Source organism: Streptomyces sp. NPDC021020 (genome assembly GCF_044333285.1).
Lineage (GTDB): Bacteria > Actinomycetota > Actinomycetes > Streptomycetales > Streptomycetaceae > Actinacidiphila.
Window position 1 is genome coordinate 731,249 of sequence record NZ_JBIRQQ010000003.1, and the last position, 15,196, is coordinate 746,444.

The window sequence follows — 15,196 nt, forward strand, 5'->3', positions numbered from 1 at the left end:
CTAAAGGGGGACGTGCGCGGAGCCGGCTAGGCGCCCTGTTCGATCTCCGCGAGCAGCGCCTCGAAGTCGTCGGGGGCGGACAGCTCGCCCTGCGCCCGGACGATGAGCGGCGCCAGTTCGTCGACCGTCGGCGCCTGGAAGACGTCCCGCACGGCGAGTTCGACCCCGTACGTCTCCCGGATGCGGGAGACCAGCCTGGTCGCCAGCATCGAGAAGCCGCCGAGCTCGAAGAAGCTGTCGTAGACCCCGACCCGTCCGATGTCCAGCAGCTCCTGGAGGATCTCGACGAGCTGCTGCTCCATCGGCGTGCGGGGCTCGACATGGTCGTCGCCCGCGCCGGCGTCCCCGGCCGGCCGGGGCAGCGCCCCGAGGTCGTACGCGCCCCACGGGGTCCGCGGGAGCGCGTCGAGCACGAACAGCTGCCGCGGCACCAGGAAGTCGGGGAGCCGGGCCTTGAGCCGCTGGTGGACGGCTGTCGTGTCGAGCTCGTGACGGGCGGCGGCCACGTAACCGACGAGCACCGGGGCCCCGTCGTCGTCCACCGACTCCACGACGACGGCGTCACGGACGCCCGGAACGTCGAACATCGCCGAGACGGTCTGGACCGGGTCGTGGACCGGGTCCACGCCGGACCGGCCGACGTACTCGACCGTGCCGCCGGGAAGGATGCGGCCGAGGTCGCCGGTGCGCTCGCCGCCGTCCCATATCTCCGCTGCCTCGCCCGTCGCGGCCGCCTGTCCCGACGGGCGCCGCAGGTCGATCGGCCGGCCCGGCAGGGGCGTGCCGAGCGGCACCCGCAGCGGCGAGGTGCGGACCTCCAGATCGGCGGCCGCCTCGTGCCATGCCAGCGGTCGGCCGTCCGCCGCCGGGCGGTGGACGCTCACGCAGCGGGCGCCGGGCGCCATCGCCCGGACGGCCTCGACGTCGTGCGGCAGCAGATCGCCGGAGTTGTCGAGTACGACGCAGCGCAGGGCGGGCAGATCGGGCGCCGGCGACCGCGCGGACAGCGCTCGCAGGATCGGCGGGTCGAGGTACGCGACCGTGACGGCCGCTTCCCGCAGCCAGGCCGCGAGCGCGTCGGCGCCGTCGGCGAACGAGCAGTCGGGGATCACCAAGGTCGCACCGGCGCCGAACGCGCTGTTGACCGCCGAGGCAAGGTGGCCGGGACGGCTGGACAGCACCACGAACCGTTCGTCGGCGCCGAAGGCGAAGCGTTCGACAGCCCAGTCGGGCGGCACGGTTCCGGCCGCGGGTGGCACCGCGGCCCCGGCGTCGGGGCCGGCGCCGAGCAGAGTGCCCAGATCGAGTGTCCCGGCGGCAGGTTCGCCCACCGCGCCCGGGTCCAGCACCACGGTGAGCCCGAGGGGGCCGGTCACGGCCGGATCGTCGGATGCGACCACCGTGCAGGGCACGTCGGCCTTCGCCGCGCCGGCCAGGACCGCCACGAAGGCGGCGCTCGGGCGCCGCACCACGCCGACGCGGTCGGCGGCCGTGACACCCCGCCGCGCCAGCAGGTCGGCGATCCGGTCGACGGCCGCCGACAGCCACGCGTAGGTCCACCGGCCCGCGCCGTCGCAGACCGCGATCGCGCTCGGCGTGGCCGCCGCGTGCCGTGCGACGGCGCGGTGCGCCGCGGCGGGTTCGGCCGGTGCGGTCAGGCCCGCCACGACACCCGTACCCTCCTCGACCGGCACGTCGAGCAGCCGCGCCGCAGGGTCCGCCGCCGCGGTCCGCAGCAGCGTGCCCATCTGCCGCAGCAGCGCCCGCCCCATTGCCGGTTCGCAGCGGTCGGCGGGGAAGTCCAGCTTGAAGCGCAGCGTGCCGGCGGACTCCTGCGCGGTGAGTGTCAGGTCGTACCGGCTGAACAGCGACGGTGTCTCCATCGGCTCGACGACCAGCGTGCTGACGTCTTCCGCCTCCGGGCTCCCGACGACGTTCAGGACCACCTCGAACAGCGGCGTGCGCCGCGGGTCGCGGACGACGCCCAGGTCCCGCACGAGCTCGTCCATGGGCGCGTCGGCGTGGGCGTAGCCGTCCAGCGCCGCCCGGCGCACCCGCCCGAGCAGCTCGACGACCGTCGGGTCCCCGGACAGGTCGGCCCGCAGCGGCAGCAGGTTGACGAAGAACCCGATCAGCCCGTCGGTCGCGCTCGTGTTCCGGCCCGAGACCGGGACGCCGACGACGAAGTCCGTCTGGCCGGACCACCGGCTCAGGACGGTGGCGAACACCGCGTAGAGCACCATGAACGACGTGACCCCGTGCTCCTGGCAGAGCCCGTGCAACGCCGCGGTCTCCTCCTGCGTGAGCGTGGTCACGACCTGACCGGCCTCGGCCCGCAGCGCGTTCGTCCGCCGCTCGGTCGTCGGCAGGGCGATCGCCTGCGGAGCGCCCTCCAGATGCCGGCGCCAGTGGCCGAGCTGGTACTCGAGGGCGTCTCCGGTGAGCCGGCCACGCTGCCAGACCGCGTAGTCCAGATACTGGACCGGCGCCGGGGACAGCCCGGCGCGCCGCGCGTCGCCGCCCGCCTCGTAGAGCGCGGTCAGCTCCCGGACGAACAGTCCGATCGACCAGGCGTCGGACACGATGTGGTGCATGGTGACGCCGAGCACGTGGTCCTCGGCGCCGACCCTGATCAGCAGGCAGCGGATGAGCGGCCCGGTCGTGAGGTCGAACGCCGTCGTCAGCTCGTCGTCGAGCAACTGCCGGACCGTCTCCTCGGGATCGCCGGCCCCGCCACCGCGCCCGGTGAGATCCTCGACCCGGATGCGCCAGTCGTCGTCGGGCTCGTCGACGACCTGCACCGGCTCGCCGCCGGTGGCGGGAAACCGGGTGCGCAGCGTCTCGTGGCGGGCGAGGATCGTGCGGATGCTCGCCTCGAACACCGCCACGTCCAACGCGCCCTTGATCCGCCGCCGGCCGTGAACGTTGTAGATCACCCCCGGGAGCAGCTGGTTCTCCATCCACAGCCGCTGCTGGTCGAACGACAGCAGCGGCCGGGCGGCGGGCGGCCGCGGCACGAGCGGCTGCGGACGGTGCGTGGAGCGGACCGCCAGCGACCTCGCGGCCACGGCGGACGCGAGACCGGCGACGGTCCGGGCCTCGATGTAGTCCGCGACCGGGATGTCGACACCCGTCGTCCGTCGGATCTGGGCCACCACGCGCGGTATCCGCGCCACATCGCCCAGGGCGAGCAGGCCGTCGTGGACGTCGACGTCCCGGCAGCCGAGGATGTCGCCCAGGATGCCGATGACCGCGTCCTCGTACGGTGTACGCGGTGGCAGTGAGCGCAACGCGGGCTCGGGGGAATGATCGTCGGTGGCGGAGTCGTCGGGTGAAGTCACCGGTGCGCGGCGGTCCATGCCCGAACACTACGGTCGCGCCGCCGCGCAGGCGTGTCACGTAAAACGGTCGCTCAGGGGGTCGTGGTGAAGCGGACCGGCAACCGCTCGTAGCCGTGCAGGAAGTTCGACCTGAGGAGCACCGCCGGGCCGGCCGGTTCGGCGCCGGGGAAGAGCGCGACGGTGTGGCGCAGCACGGCCCGGATCTGCACGCGGGCCAGGCCGGTGCCCGGGCAGCTGTGCGTCCCGGCCGCGAAGCCGATGTGCGGGTTCGGGTGCCGGCGGATGTCCAGGACGTCCGGCCGGTCGAAGACGGCCGCGTCGCGGTTGGCGGAGCGCTGCCAGACGACGACCGGGTCGCCGGCCCGGATGCCGCACCCCCCGAGGTCCACGTCGCGAGTGGCGACCCTGGCGAGGTGCCGCACCGGGTTGGCCCACCGCACGAACTCCTCGACCGCGGTGGGCACGGCGGACGGGTCGTCGCGCAGCGCCCGGTAGGCGTCGGGGAACTGCGTCAACGCCTGCATGAGGTTGGTGAGCAGGCTGCGCGTCGTCGTGGTCCCCCCGATGGCCAGGTTGAGCGCGTTGAGCACCGCCTCCCCGGTCGTCAGGGCGGCCCGGTTGGCGGTGCCCTCCGCCAGCCGCCGGACCAGCAGGTCCGTGCCCGAGCCGCGCCCGGCCGTGCGCAGCAGCCGCGCGAAGTAGCCGAGCAGCTCGCCGTTGGCCTGTTCGGCCTCGTGGCGCCAGTCCCCGTCGGCGTCGGCCTCCGCTCCGGCCAGGAACACCCGTGACGTCCGGTCGGTGATCCACCCCAGGTCGGCAGCGGGCAGCCCGAGGAGCAGGCCGGCGGCGTACGTCGGGATCCGGGCGGCCACGGCTTCGACGAACTCGGCCTCGCCGCCGCGGTCGCGGATCCCGGCCAGCAGCTCGGCGGCGTGGCCGTCGATGACGCTCTCCAGGCCGGCGACCACGCCGTCGGCGAAGAACGCGCCGACCGCGCGGCGCAGTCGGCGGTGCTCCGGCGGATCCGTCACCTCGACCATCATCCCGCTCGCCGGGTCGGGGTCCGGCCGGAGGCTGTCGATCGTCATGCCGTGCGCCGCGGAGAACGTGGCGGAGTCCCGGTGGACCCGAACCGTCTCGGCGTACCGGATGACCGCCCAGAAGCCCGGACGGCTCTTCGGCGCGTGCCAGAAGACCGGGTGCTGCGGGCGCAGGCCGGCGAGGAGGGCGTCGAGTTCGACCGCGCGCTGCGGATCGGGGTCGGCCAGGTCGATGTCCGGAATCGGGTCGACACGGCCGAGCGGCGTGCGGGTCGGTGTCCGGGCGTTCACGCTGCCGAGCCTCCCGCCACCTCGGTGAGGAGCTGGACGAAGTCGGCCGTCAGACGGGTGACCGTGGCCTCGTCGAAGAGCTGCGCGGCGTACTCGAAGCGGCCGTCGATCCCGCCGTCCGGCCGCTCGGCGAGGCGGCAGCAGAGGTCGAACCGGGTCCCGGAGGCGTCCGGCAGGAGGAGTCCGCCGGGGTCGGAAGGCGGCTCCTGGACCGTGAAGAAGGCGTCGAAGAGCGGGTTGCGGGTCGGCGCCGACGCGGTCCCGACCGTCTCGGCGACCGCCCCGACGATGTCCTCGAAAGGCACCACCGCGTGGTCGACGGCGGCCCGCCAGGCCTCGCCGACGCGCGCCAGCACGTCCGCGAAGCCCGGTCGGCCGCCGAGGTCCACGCGCACCACCGCGGTCTCCTCCAGCATGCCGACCAGGTTCTCCAGCTCGGGCCGGTCGCGGCCCGCCACGGGCACGCCGACGGCCAGGTCCGTGCCGTGCGAGTGGCGGGCCAGCGTCGCGGAGAAAGCGGCGAGCAGCGCCGTGGATCCCGAGGCGCCGCGCTCGGCGGCGAATGCGTCCAGCGCCCGGACCGTCCGAGGAGGTACGGCGAACCGGACCGTGCCGCACCGCCAGTCGCGGGTGTCCGGGCGCGGGCGGTCGGTCGGCAGTTCGGCCGAATCGAGCCCGGCGAGCGCCTCCCGCCAGAAGTCGAGATGCCGCCCGGCCGCCGGGCCCGCCGAGAACGTGCGCCGCCATTCGGCGTAGTCGTCGTAGCCGATGACCGGGGCGGGCACGGTGCGGCCGCGGTAGGAGGCCCGCACCTGACGCGCGATGAGTTCGCACGACCCGTCGTCGGCCGCGATGCGGTGCAGGACCATCAGCAGGACGAAGCTGTCGTCCGAGACCTGGTGCACCAGGCGGATACGGACGGGGGGCGCCGCGGCGAGGTCGAAGGGCCGGGCCAGTTCACGGGCGAGGACGGTCCGCGGATCGCCGTCCCGCGCGGTCAGCCGTACGGGGGCGGCCGGGATCGTGACCGGGACGGGAAGCTCCGATCCGTCCTGTTCGTAGCGTGTGCGCAGCAGGGGGTGGCGGCGCAGGAGGTCCGTCACCGCCGACTCCAGGCCGGCGAGGTCGACCGGGCCGCGCAGACGTACGACCGCGGCCCCGTTGTCGACCGTGCTGTGCGGCGCGGACCGCTGGTGCAGCCACAGCCGCCACTGCGCCGCGGAGAGCCGTCGGCGGTGGCCGTCGGCGAGCGGCACGGGCCGGGCCGTCGGCCCGCCCTCGGCGTCCAGCAGCGCGGCGAGTCCGTAGACGGTGCGGGTCTCGAACAGCGCGTTGATCGGGATCTCGGTCGCCAGCTCCTCGTTCAGCCGCAGCACGATCTGGACGGCGCGGAGGGAGTCGCCGCCGAGCGCGAAGAAGTCCTCGTGCACGCCGATCGTCGGCTGCTGCAGCACCTCGGCCAGGATCCCGGCGATGAGCAGCTCGGTCGTGCTGCCCTGCCGCCGGTCGGCGAACGGACGGCCGGCGTCGCCGACGGGCCCGGCCGGGTCGGGCAGCGCGGCGCGGTCCGTCTTGCCGTTCGGGGTCCGGGGGAACCGGTCCAGGACGACGAATCGCGCCGGGATCATGTAGGCGGGGGCGAACCGGGCCAGATGCTGCCGGAGCTGCCCGGCGGCCGGGGGTTCGGCCGGATCGACCGGCCGGACGTACGCGACCAGGCCGGCGGTGTCCTCGTTGTCGCCGAACGCCCGCACGACGGCCTCGGCCACTCCCGGATGGCCGGTCAACAGGTGCTCGACCTCCCCGGGTTCGATCCGGAACCCGCGGATCTTGATCTGGAAGTCCTCGCGGCCGAGGATCTCGATCCGCCCGTCGGCGTGCCGGCACGCGACATCGCCGGTGCGGTACATGCGCGTCCCCGTCGTACCGAACGGGTCCGCGACGAAACGCGCGGCGGTCAGGTCCGCGCGGCCGAGGTAGCCGACGGCGACTCCCGCGCCACCGATGTAGAGCTCGCCCTCCGCGCCGGGGGCGACCGGGAGCAGCCGCTCGTCGAGTACGTGCAGCGTCGTCGCGCGGACCGGGGCGAAGGTCGTCGGGACACCGCGCTCGTAGCGGGTGGTCGACGACCAGACCGTCGTCTCCGTGGGCCCGTACAGATCCCAGAGCACGACGTCGTCGCCGAGCAGCCGGTCGGCGAGTGCGACCGGCAGGCGCTCGCCGCCGCACAGGACGGTGAATCCGCGTGGTGGCGACCACCCGGCCTCCAGCAGCAGCCGCCAGGTGACCGGCGTCGCCTGCATCGTGCGGGCACCGCCGGCCGCCAGCAGGGACGCCAGGCGGCGGGGGTCGGCCGTCTCGGACGGCCCGGCGACGACCACCCGCCCGCCCGCCGTGAGCGGGACGAACAGCTCCAGGGCCGCGATGTCGAACGAGACCGTCGTCACCGCCGGCAGGACGGCGCCTTCCGGCAGTCCGGGGCGTTCACGGATCGACACGACGAAGTTGGCGAGGGCGCGATGCGTCACCATGACGCCCTTCGGGCGTCCCGTCGAGCCGGAGGTGTAGATGACGTAGGCGGCGGAATCGGGGTCCGGCGCCGTGGCAGGTGTGGCGCCGCTGCGGACCGCGACGTCGTTCACGGCGACCCGCGTGTCCACGCGCAGCCCGCGGCATCCGGCCGCGTCGGCCGTCACCAGGACTCGCGCCCGCGAATGTTCGACGATGTAGTCCAGCCGGTCGGCCGGGTGCTCGGGGTCGAGCGGTACGTACGCCGCGCCGGCGAACTGCACGCCGAGCAGCGTCGGGACCAGGTCGAGGCCCCGCGGCACCGCCACCGCCACGAGGTCGCCCGGTCGCACGCCGGCGCCACGCAGGTGCTCGGCCAGGCCGGCGGCCTCCGCGAGCAGCTGCGCGTAGGTCAGGCGGTCGCCCGCCGACTCGACCGCGACCGCGTCGGGGGTCCGCTCCGCCTGGGCCCTGATCATGGCCGGCACCGTCGTGGCGCCGGGCGGCGCGTCATCCCGGACGGCGACGGGGCACGCGGTGGAACGGGGGCTGCCGATCACGGACGCTCCTCCGGTCGGGGGCGGTCGGAATCCTCGGTCCGCGACAACGGCCCCGTCCCGGGCGGGTCGGTCAGGGGCCCTGCCGGGTGTTCGGCGGACTGTTCCGCGATGAAGTCCGACGCGACCCGCATCAGGGCATCGTCCGCGCCGAACAGGGAGATGTGGTCGCCGTGGGGCTCGACCCGCAGCCTCGCGTTGGGCAGGCCGTCGGCCACCAGGACCGAACTCTGCGGGTGGGCGGTCTCGTCGTCCTCGCTGGTGACCAGGAGCACGGGCTGGGTCACCCTCCTGAGGTACTGGCCGACGTCCGTGGTCGCCAGACTGCCGTTGACGCGGCAGTACCGGTAGAAGACCTCGGCGTTGACGAACGGGTACAGCACGAAGTGGGCCACATCGGCGGGCGTGTCGGCGAGTGCCATCTGGCAGATGGTGTGCTGGACCGACAGCGCGGCGGCCCGGCTCCGGGAAGCGAAGGCCATCAGCTCGACCAGGTCCTGGTGATGCCGGGTCTTCGGGCAGCCGTCGACGAACTCGTACGCGCCGTGCCACAAGCTGAGCGAGGCGATCCGCTCCGGCCGTGCCGACGCCGCCGCCAGGGCGATCACCGCGCCTCCGCACAGGCCGACGACATGTGCTCGGGCGACACCGTAGTGGTCGAGGACCGAGAACAGGTCGGCGGCCTGTGCGTCCACGCCGACGTCGTAGTCGCCGTGGCGGCCCCCGGCGCCGAACAGGCCCCGGCTCTCCCAGGTCACGACCCGGTGGTCGCGCGCGAGGAAGCGCATCCAGCCCTCCGCGAGCGCGGCGGGCATGCCGCACGCCGGGACGAGGACGACGGTCTCCCCGCCCCGCCGCGAACCGTAGACGTTCAGCGGCACACCGTCGGACGACAGCAGGACCTCCTTGCGGAAGACCGCGTCGAAGCCGTCCGCGACGGCTTCCGCGGCGATCCGGTCGGTCTCCTGCGGTATCCCGCCGCGCGCGTCCCCGAGGAAGCCGGCCGCGTCGGCGAGCGTCAGGCGATGGCTCACCACGCGTTCGAAGACCTGGAGGTCGTCGTAGGACAGATCCGCTGCCGGCGTCAGTCCCCTGACCCCGGCCTGGTGGGCGACCCGCTCCAGGACGCCGCGCAGCACGCCGTGCTGGTCGGCCGACCACGCGGTGGGCGGCCCGCCCTCCTGGCGAGCCGCCGGCACCACCCGGATCGGCGCGGCAAGGCCCTCGACCAGTGGTTTCACCGCGAGTACGGATGCGGTGAGCCGTGCGATGGCCGCCTGCGCGCCGGTCCTCCGGAGATCAGCGCTCATCGAACGGGGAAGGCATGTCCCCGCGTCGTGGCAGTCACCTTCCGGTTGTGGGTGTAGTCGTCGGTGCCGGACACCAGCACCGCGCCGTAGTCCTTGAGGCTCACGCGCCCGCCGTACTCGTCCACGTCGGAGGTGTCCGGGTAGACGGCGACGCTGGTCGGCACGTACCGCCCGGCGAAGCCGAGCCGCATCTCCTGGTCCATCGCGCTGTGCGGCTTGGACGCGTGCATCATCGTCGACCAGAACATGATCGCCTCGCCCGGGCGCATGACCATCGAGAGGGCCAGCTCCTCCGGCGGACGCCAGTCCGGGTCCTTCTGGAGCTCGCGGTAGTCGTATCCGTAGAAGCCGCGGTTGACACCGCCCTTCTCCAGGACGTTGATCTCGTCGGGCTGGTAGTGCATGTTCTTGGTCTCGTCGTAGTACATGGTGTGGTGCGTGCCCGGGATGAACTGCAGGCAGCCGGTCTCCTCGGTGGCAGGAGTGAACGCCGTCCAGACCGTGACGGTGCCGCCGAACTGCCCCTTGTCGGATTCGGGCCAGAGGATCTGCGGCTTGCCGGAGGCGAACGCGAAGGTGTCCGCCTGGTGCCAGTCGGTGCCCTCGTCGCCCGGGTACTTCGGGAAGAACTCCGAACGCCAGCAGAGCACGTTCGGGCCGAGCACCCCGGCCACCCGGTCGACGATCTCCGGCCGGCAGATGTGGTCGGCGAGGAAGGTCGAGTCGAGGTGGCGGTCGTAGTTGGCGATGTTGGTGTTGCCGGCCTGGGCGTTCTCCTCCTCGTAGACGGACCGGCTCCGGTCCATCAGCCGCAGCCGCTCACGCCGCCACAGGCGCCTCATCTCCTCTTCCTCGTACACCTTGAAAGGTCCGAGGTAGCCGCGCTCGTGGAACTGCGCCACCTCCTCCGGAGAGGGGGTGAAGCTCTGCTTCCCCGTGTCCACCGTGTCCGTCATCGTCCATTCCCCGCTTCCGCCGGTTCCCGGCTCTCCAGTTGCCGCGCCACGAGCTCCGCCATGGCGTCGATGCTCGCCTCCTCCAGCTCGCCCACGTCCAGCCTGATGCCGAACCGGTCGCTGAGCTGGGCCGTGATCCTGATGAAGGCGAGGGACGTCGCGCCCTGGTCGAACACGTCGACGGCGGGGTCGACGTCGCGCTCCAGCACGGCGCGCATGACCTCCGCGATCGTCGTCCGGATGTCCGCCGTCGCAGCGACGGCGCCCTGAGGCGCGCTCATGGCCGCCTGGCCGGGGACTCATTGTGCCAACGCATTGCGATCCACCTTTCCCTGCAGCGTCATCGGAATCTCCGTGACGACCTTGTAGACGGACGGCCGCAGATGCCGCGGCAGAGCCGCCCGCACATGCCGCTCCGCCTCGCCGGCGAGCTTCGCGCGCTCCCGCTCGCCGGTCCCCGCCGCCGGCGCGGGCAGCAGATACGCGACCAGGCGGACGTCGCCGTCGCCGAAATCCTTGGACCCGACGACGGCCAGCCCGACGTCCGGCAGCTGGGTGAGGCAGTGCTCGATCTCACCCGGTTCGATCCGGAATCCGCGGACGTTCAGCTGGTCGTCCGCGCGCCCCAGGTAGTGCAGCCCGCCGTCGCCCAGCCGCACCGCCAGGTCACCCGACCGGTAGAGCCGCTTCCCGTCCGCCGCGGCGATGCCGGACACGAACCGCTCCGCGGTGAGGTCCGGCCGGTTCAGATACCCTCGGGCCACCCCGCCGCCCCCGATGTACAGCTCGCCCGGCACGCCGTCCGGCACCGCTCTCCCCTCGGCGTCCAGCAGGTGCACCTGCACATCCGGGAGGGGGACGCCGATCGGACTCGCCCCGCCGGACTCCAGGTCCGCCGCGCGGATGCGCCGGTAGGTGCAGTGCACCGTCGTCTCGGTGATCCCGTACATGTTGACGAGGGCGGGGAGCCGGTCGCCGTGCCGGCGGATCCAGGGCGCGAGCATCCGGGGCTCCAGCCGCTCGCCGCCGAACAGCACCAGCCGTAGGGCCAGGCCGGAGGTGGCGGCCTCCCCGTTGTCCTCCGCCGTCATCACCGTCAGGAACTGGTGGAACGCCGACGGGGTCTGGTTCAGGACCGTCACCCGCTCGGTGCGCAGCGCCGAGGCGAGCAACGCCGGCGAGCGGGTGGTCCTCGGGGGGAGCAGGACGAGCCGTCCGCCGTGGAGGAGGGCACCCCAGATCTCCCACACCGAGAAGTCGAAGCTGATCGAGTGGAACAGCGCCCAGGTGTCGTGGTGGTCGAAGCAGAACCAGGGGTCCGTCTGCTCGAAGAGCCGCACCACGTTCCGGTGCTCCACGGCCACACCCTTGGGGGTTCCGGTCGTGCCGGAGGTGTAGATGACGTATGCCAGATTGCTGTCCGCCGGGTCCGGGCGGTCCTCCTGCTCGACCTTCACGACGTCCGGCCCGACGACGACCTCGTCCCCGTCGATCCACACGACCGACGGATGGCGCGTCCCGATCACGTCGGACGTGTCCCGCGCGGCGACCACGAGCGGCACCGCGCTGTCGGCCAGCAGGCTCTCGACGCGCTGCGCCGGGTAGTCGGGATCGACCGGCACGTAGGCGCCGCCCGCCTTGAGGATCCCGAGCATGCCGACGACGGCTTCCGGACCTCGCCGGGCGCACAGCCCGACCAGGACGTCCGGCCCGACGCCCAGGTCGGTCAGCCGGCGGGCCAGGCGTTCGGACCGCGCGTCGAGTTCGCCATAGGAGATCGCCCCGTCCGGCGTCGACAGCGCGATCCGGTCCGCGTCCTCGCGGACCCGTGCGCGGAATATCGTGTGCAGGAGGCTGCCGGGGAGTGTCACCACGACTGCTGTCCCACCGCGCGGCCGGGGACCGCGACGGCCGGCAGGTCCTCCTCCGTGGTGTCGGGCAGGTCGGTGTCGACCTCGCGCAGCGGGGCGTGGCGACGGGCCAGCACCACGGAGGCGACCACCAGCACGCCGACCGCCATCGTGACGACCGCGTAGCCCCGGCCGTACGACCGCCCGGTGCCGACGAGGTGGGTCAGGAACCCGGTGCTGACCGCGGGATTCCCGCCGACCAGCTTCCGGACGAAGCCGGCGCACAGGGCGCCGACCACGTTGCCGGCCCCGTAGAACAGGCCGACGCACAGGGTCTTCAGCCCCATCATCCGGCCCATGAGGCCCGGTTCGGTCTTGACGTGGATGAGGGTGCTGAGGGTGGCCATCACGAACGTGGCGGCACCGAGGAACAGCAGCGCGCCGAGCGAGGTCGCGACCACGTTGGCGCCGGTGGACCCGATGACCAGCGCGCCGCCGAGGACGAGCGAGGCGCCGAACATCCGGCGGACGAGGTCGCGCGGCGTGCCGCGCACGGTGATCCACGCGGAAGCGGCGAGCATGCCGACCAGGCCGATCCCGAGCACGAGGTTGGGAGTGGCGCTCGACCCGAAGCCGTTGGTGATCGAGGTGAGGGCCACTTCGGCGTATCCGAGGACGAAGTTGAGAGCCGCCCAGCACACGAGCAGCGACGTCAGGCCGGGCCTGCTGCGGATGTAGGCGCGCACCGGCCGGTAGCCCCGGTCGACGGCGTCCGGGCCGGTGACGGCGTCGTGCACCGGGCGGGCCGGCGGGTGCGCCGGGAACCCCGCCCGCCGCGCGACCAGGAACGAGGCGGTCACGGCGGCGACGGCGACCAGGATGATCGGCGCGAGGCCGAGGGAGGGTTCGAGAGCGCTCGCGATCGGCGCCTCGGAGCCGGCCACGACGGCGGTGACGAGCAGGCGCGAACCGTTCGCGTTCGAGAACAGGCGCTTGGGGAGCAGGGCCGGTATCGAGGAATCCAGGGCGGTGAGCTGGACCGACTGGCACGCCACCCGGCTCAGGAGCAGCACCCAGGCCAGGAGCCCCGGCAGGTAGCCCACGCCCTGCAACAGGAGGGCGAACGCCATGACCGCGAGATAGCCGGCGTTGCTCCCCACCAGGGTCTGCTGGGGTCCCTGGCGGTCCGTCAGCCGGCCGCCGAGCGGCGACGCCGGCGAGAAGGCGGTGTACGTCAGCCCGTAGCCGATCGCGAGCAGTACCGTCGAACCGGTCTCGAAGGGGCTGTACGCGTCCGACGCCAGCATGATCGAGAGGGTGGCGACGGACGTGGTCAGCCCGGCCAGGAACTGGAGGGGCCACAGGAGGAGGCCGTACGTGCGCGCTCCGCCTCGCGGGGACGTCGTCCCGCGGCTGCCGCCGGTGGGTACCGCTGTCGCGACATCCATCGATGCTTCTCCTCCATCGGTGGGAGCGAGGGGTGGAAGGTCGTGCGGAGGCCCACAGTAGGAGCGCTCGTGCGGGCCTGTGGTGTCACGTGAACGAGGGGCCGCCGGGCGCTCGGAGGCTGCCCCCGGATCGGGTGACACGACGGGACCGGGACCGTCTCCTACGGTGTGCGGAAGTGGTTCCGACGAAGGGGCGGGAGCGGCCGTGGGCAGTGCGAACGTCGAGGACGTCTACGAACTCACGCCCCTTCAGCGCGGGATGCTGCTGCACGCGGTGCACGACGGTGCGGCCGACATGTACCTCGGCCAGCATGTGTACGTCCTCGACGGCCACCTGGACGCCGACGCCCTGATCGAGGCCTGGCGGCGGACGATCGCGTCCCATCCCGCGCTGCGGACGTCGTTCCACTGGGAAGGGCTCGACAAGCCCCTGCAGGTCGTCCACCGGGAGGTCGAGCCTCCGGTCCGGCAGACCGACCTCTCCGGTACAGAGGACGAGGCGCAGGACGCGCAGCTCGACCTGATGGCCGCCCGGGAACGGGCCGAGAGCTTCGACCTCACGACCTCGCCGCTGCAGCGGCTGCACACCGTCCGGCTCGCGGACGACCGGTGCGCGCTCATCCTGACGCACCACCACCTGCTGCTCGACGGCTGGTCGGTGCCGGTCTTCATGAACGAGATCGTGGCCCGCTACCAGGCGTTGACCGTCGGCGGCCCCACGCCGCCGCCCGCACCGCCCTTCCGCGACTACATCGCGTGGCTCCAGAGCCAGGACGTGGAGGCGGCCGAGCGGTTCTGGAAGGAGACCCTGGCCGACGTCGTCCCGTTCCGGCTGGCCGCGCCGCCGTCCGGGGACGTGCGCCGCCGCGGCGGGGTCGACCGGCACGTCGTCGGTATCGGCGGCGCCGTGGACGAGGGCCTGCGTACCACCGCCGCGCGCCATCAGGTCACCGTCAACGCCGTGCTGCAGGCGGCCTGGTCCGTCGTCCTGTACAGCCGCACCGGCCGCACCGACGTGGTCTTCGGGTGCGTCAGCTCCGGGCGTCCCGCCGACCTGCCCGACGCGGACCGCATGATCGGCATGTGCGTGAACACGCTCCCGATCCCGGTGACCGTGCCGGTGGACGGCGACCTGGGGACGTGGTTGCGGGACGTCCAGAGCAGGAACGCCGCGATCCGCCGCTTCGAGTTCAGCTCGCTGTCCGATGTCAAGCGGTGGGCCGGGGCGCCGGGGCAGGAGCTGTACGACAGCCTGTTCGTCCTCGGCAACTACTCCTTCGGCGTCGAGGCGGGCGAGTCGGTGACCGGGGCGCTGTCGGTCCGGTCGCAGCGGACCTTCGACAAGGTCAGCGTCCCGCTGTCGCTGATCGTGACACCCGCCCCGGTGTCCGAGCTGCAGTTCCTGTACCACCGGGACCGTTTCGACGCCGCCTTCGTCGAAGAACTCCGCGGAAGCCTGCTCGCTGTGCTGGAGGCGATGACGCACGCCGAGCACGTCGGGGCCGTGGTGTCGGCCGCGGGGCCGATGCGGCAGGCGGCGCCGGGCCTCCCGGAGACGCCGGACGCACCCGGTGCCCGGGGAGACCACCCGGTGGGGCCCGGGACGCCGGAGGAGGAGGCGATCGCCGCCGTCTTCCGCGCCGTCCTGGAGCGGGCCGACATCGACGCCACCGTGAGCTTCTTCGACCTCGGCGGCGACTCGTTCGGCGCCGTCCGCGCCGTCGGCCGGATCGACGGCGCGACCTTGGCGATGTTCGCCCTTAACCCGAGCGTGCGCGAACTCGCCGCCGCGCTCGCGGCAGCCGGGCCGGACGAGCCGCAGGACGAACTGGACGCGGAGATCGCCGAGCTGGAGCGGCGGCTCGCGGAGAAGACCGGGGAAATCCAGTGAGGCG

Annotated in this window: 9 protein-coding genes; 1 reads left to right on the forward strand and 8 read right to left on the reverse strand. The window is 73.2% G+C overall.

Annotated elements, in window-relative coordinates; all coding sequences use genetic code 11:
- Positions 1-26: 26 nt before the first annotated feature.
- The 8 genes from ACH4SL_RS11595 to ACH4SL_RS11630 are packed head-to-tail and all read right to left on the reverse strand — an operon-like array spanning position 27 to position 13,301.
- Entirely contained in the window at positions 27-3,359 is a 3,333-nt protein-coding gene (locus ACH4SL_RS11595) for a condensation domain-containing protein (RefSeq protein ID WP_398443860.1), read from the reverse strand.
- Between the two features lie 53 nt (positions 3,360-3,412).
- On the reverse strand, positions 3,413-4,672 hold the full coding sequence (locus tag ACH4SL_RS11600) for a cytochrome P450 (protein ID WP_398443863.1): 1,260 nt from the start codon (positions 4,670-4,672) through the stop codon (positions 3,413-3,415).
- Entirely contained in the window at positions 4,669-7,740 is a 3,072-nt protein-coding gene (locus ACH4SL_RS11605; protein ID WP_398443865.1) for an amino acid adenylation domain-containing protein, read from the reverse strand. The genes ACH4SL_RS11600 and ACH4SL_RS11605 overlap by 4 nt, the downstream gene beginning before the upstream one ends.
- On the reverse strand, positions 7,737-9,047 hold the full coding sequence (locus tag ACH4SL_RS11610) for an alpha/beta fold hydrolase (protein WP_398443867.1): 1,311 nt from the start codon (positions 9,045-9,047) through the stop codon (positions 7,737-7,739). The genes ACH4SL_RS11605 and ACH4SL_RS11610 overlap by 4 nt, the downstream gene beginning before the upstream one ends.
- On the reverse strand, positions 9,044-10,003 hold the full coding sequence (locus ACH4SL_RS11615; RefSeq protein ID WP_398443869.1) for a chlorinating enzyme: 960 nt from the start codon (positions 10,001-10,003) through the stop codon (positions 9,044-9,046). The genes ACH4SL_RS11610 and ACH4SL_RS11615 overlap by 4 nt, the downstream gene beginning before the upstream one ends.
- A complete protein-coding gene (locus ACH4SL_RS11620; RefSeq protein ID WP_398443872.1) occupies positions 10,000-10,284 on the reverse strand; it encodes an acyl carrier protein in 285 nt (94 codons plus the stop codon). Before ACH4SL_RS11620 ends, ACH4SL_RS11615 begins: the two co-directional genes overlap by 4 nt.
- Positions 10,285-10,302: 18 nt before the next feature.
- Entirely contained in the window at positions 10,303-11,877 is a 1,575-nt protein-coding gene (locus tag ACH4SL_RS11625; protein WP_398443874.1) for an amino acid adenylation domain-containing protein, read from the reverse strand.
- Complete coding sequence (locus tag ACH4SL_RS11630) at positions 11,871-13,301, reverse strand: MFS transporter (RefSeq protein WP_398443876.1); 1,431 nt, start codon at positions 13,299-13,301, stop codon at positions 11,871-11,873. The genes ACH4SL_RS11625 and ACH4SL_RS11630 overlap by 7 nt, the downstream gene beginning before the upstream one ends.
- A gap of 205 nt (positions 13,302-13,506) precedes the next feature.
- Between ACH4SL_RS11630 and ACH4SL_RS11635 the strand changes: the two genes are divergently transcribed.
- Positions 13,507-15,192: a condensation domain-containing protein gene (locus tag ACH4SL_RS11635; RefSeq protein ID WP_398443878.1), complete on the forward strand. Its 1,686-nt coding sequence runs from the start codon at positions 13,507-13,509 to the stop codon at positions 15,190-15,192.
- Positions 15,193-15,196 lie beyond the last annotated feature (4 nt).

Excerpts from the sequence above, each read along its gene's own strand:
- ACH4SL_RS11595 (WP_398443860.1), bottom strand. The coding sequence starts at position 3,359 with ATGGACCGCCGCGCACCGGTGACTTCACCCGACGACTCCGCCACCGAC.
- ACH4SL_RS11610 (WP_398443867.1), bottom strand. The coding sequence starts at position 9,047 with ATGAGCGCTGATCTCCGGAGGACCGGCGCGCAGGCGGCCATCGCACGG.
- ACH4SL_RS11615 (WP_398443869.1), bottom strand. The coding sequence starts at position 10,003 with ATGACGGACACGGTGGACACGGGGAAGCAGAGCTTCACCCCCTCTCCG.
- ACH4SL_RS11620 (WP_398443872.1), bottom strand. The coding sequence starts at position 10,284 with ATGAGCGCGCCTCAGGGCGCCGTCGCTGCGACGGCGGACATCCGGACG.
- ACH4SL_RS11630 (WP_398443876.1), bottom strand. The coding sequence starts at position 13,301 with ATGGATGTCGCGACAGCGGTACCCACCGGCGGCAGCCGCGGGACGACG.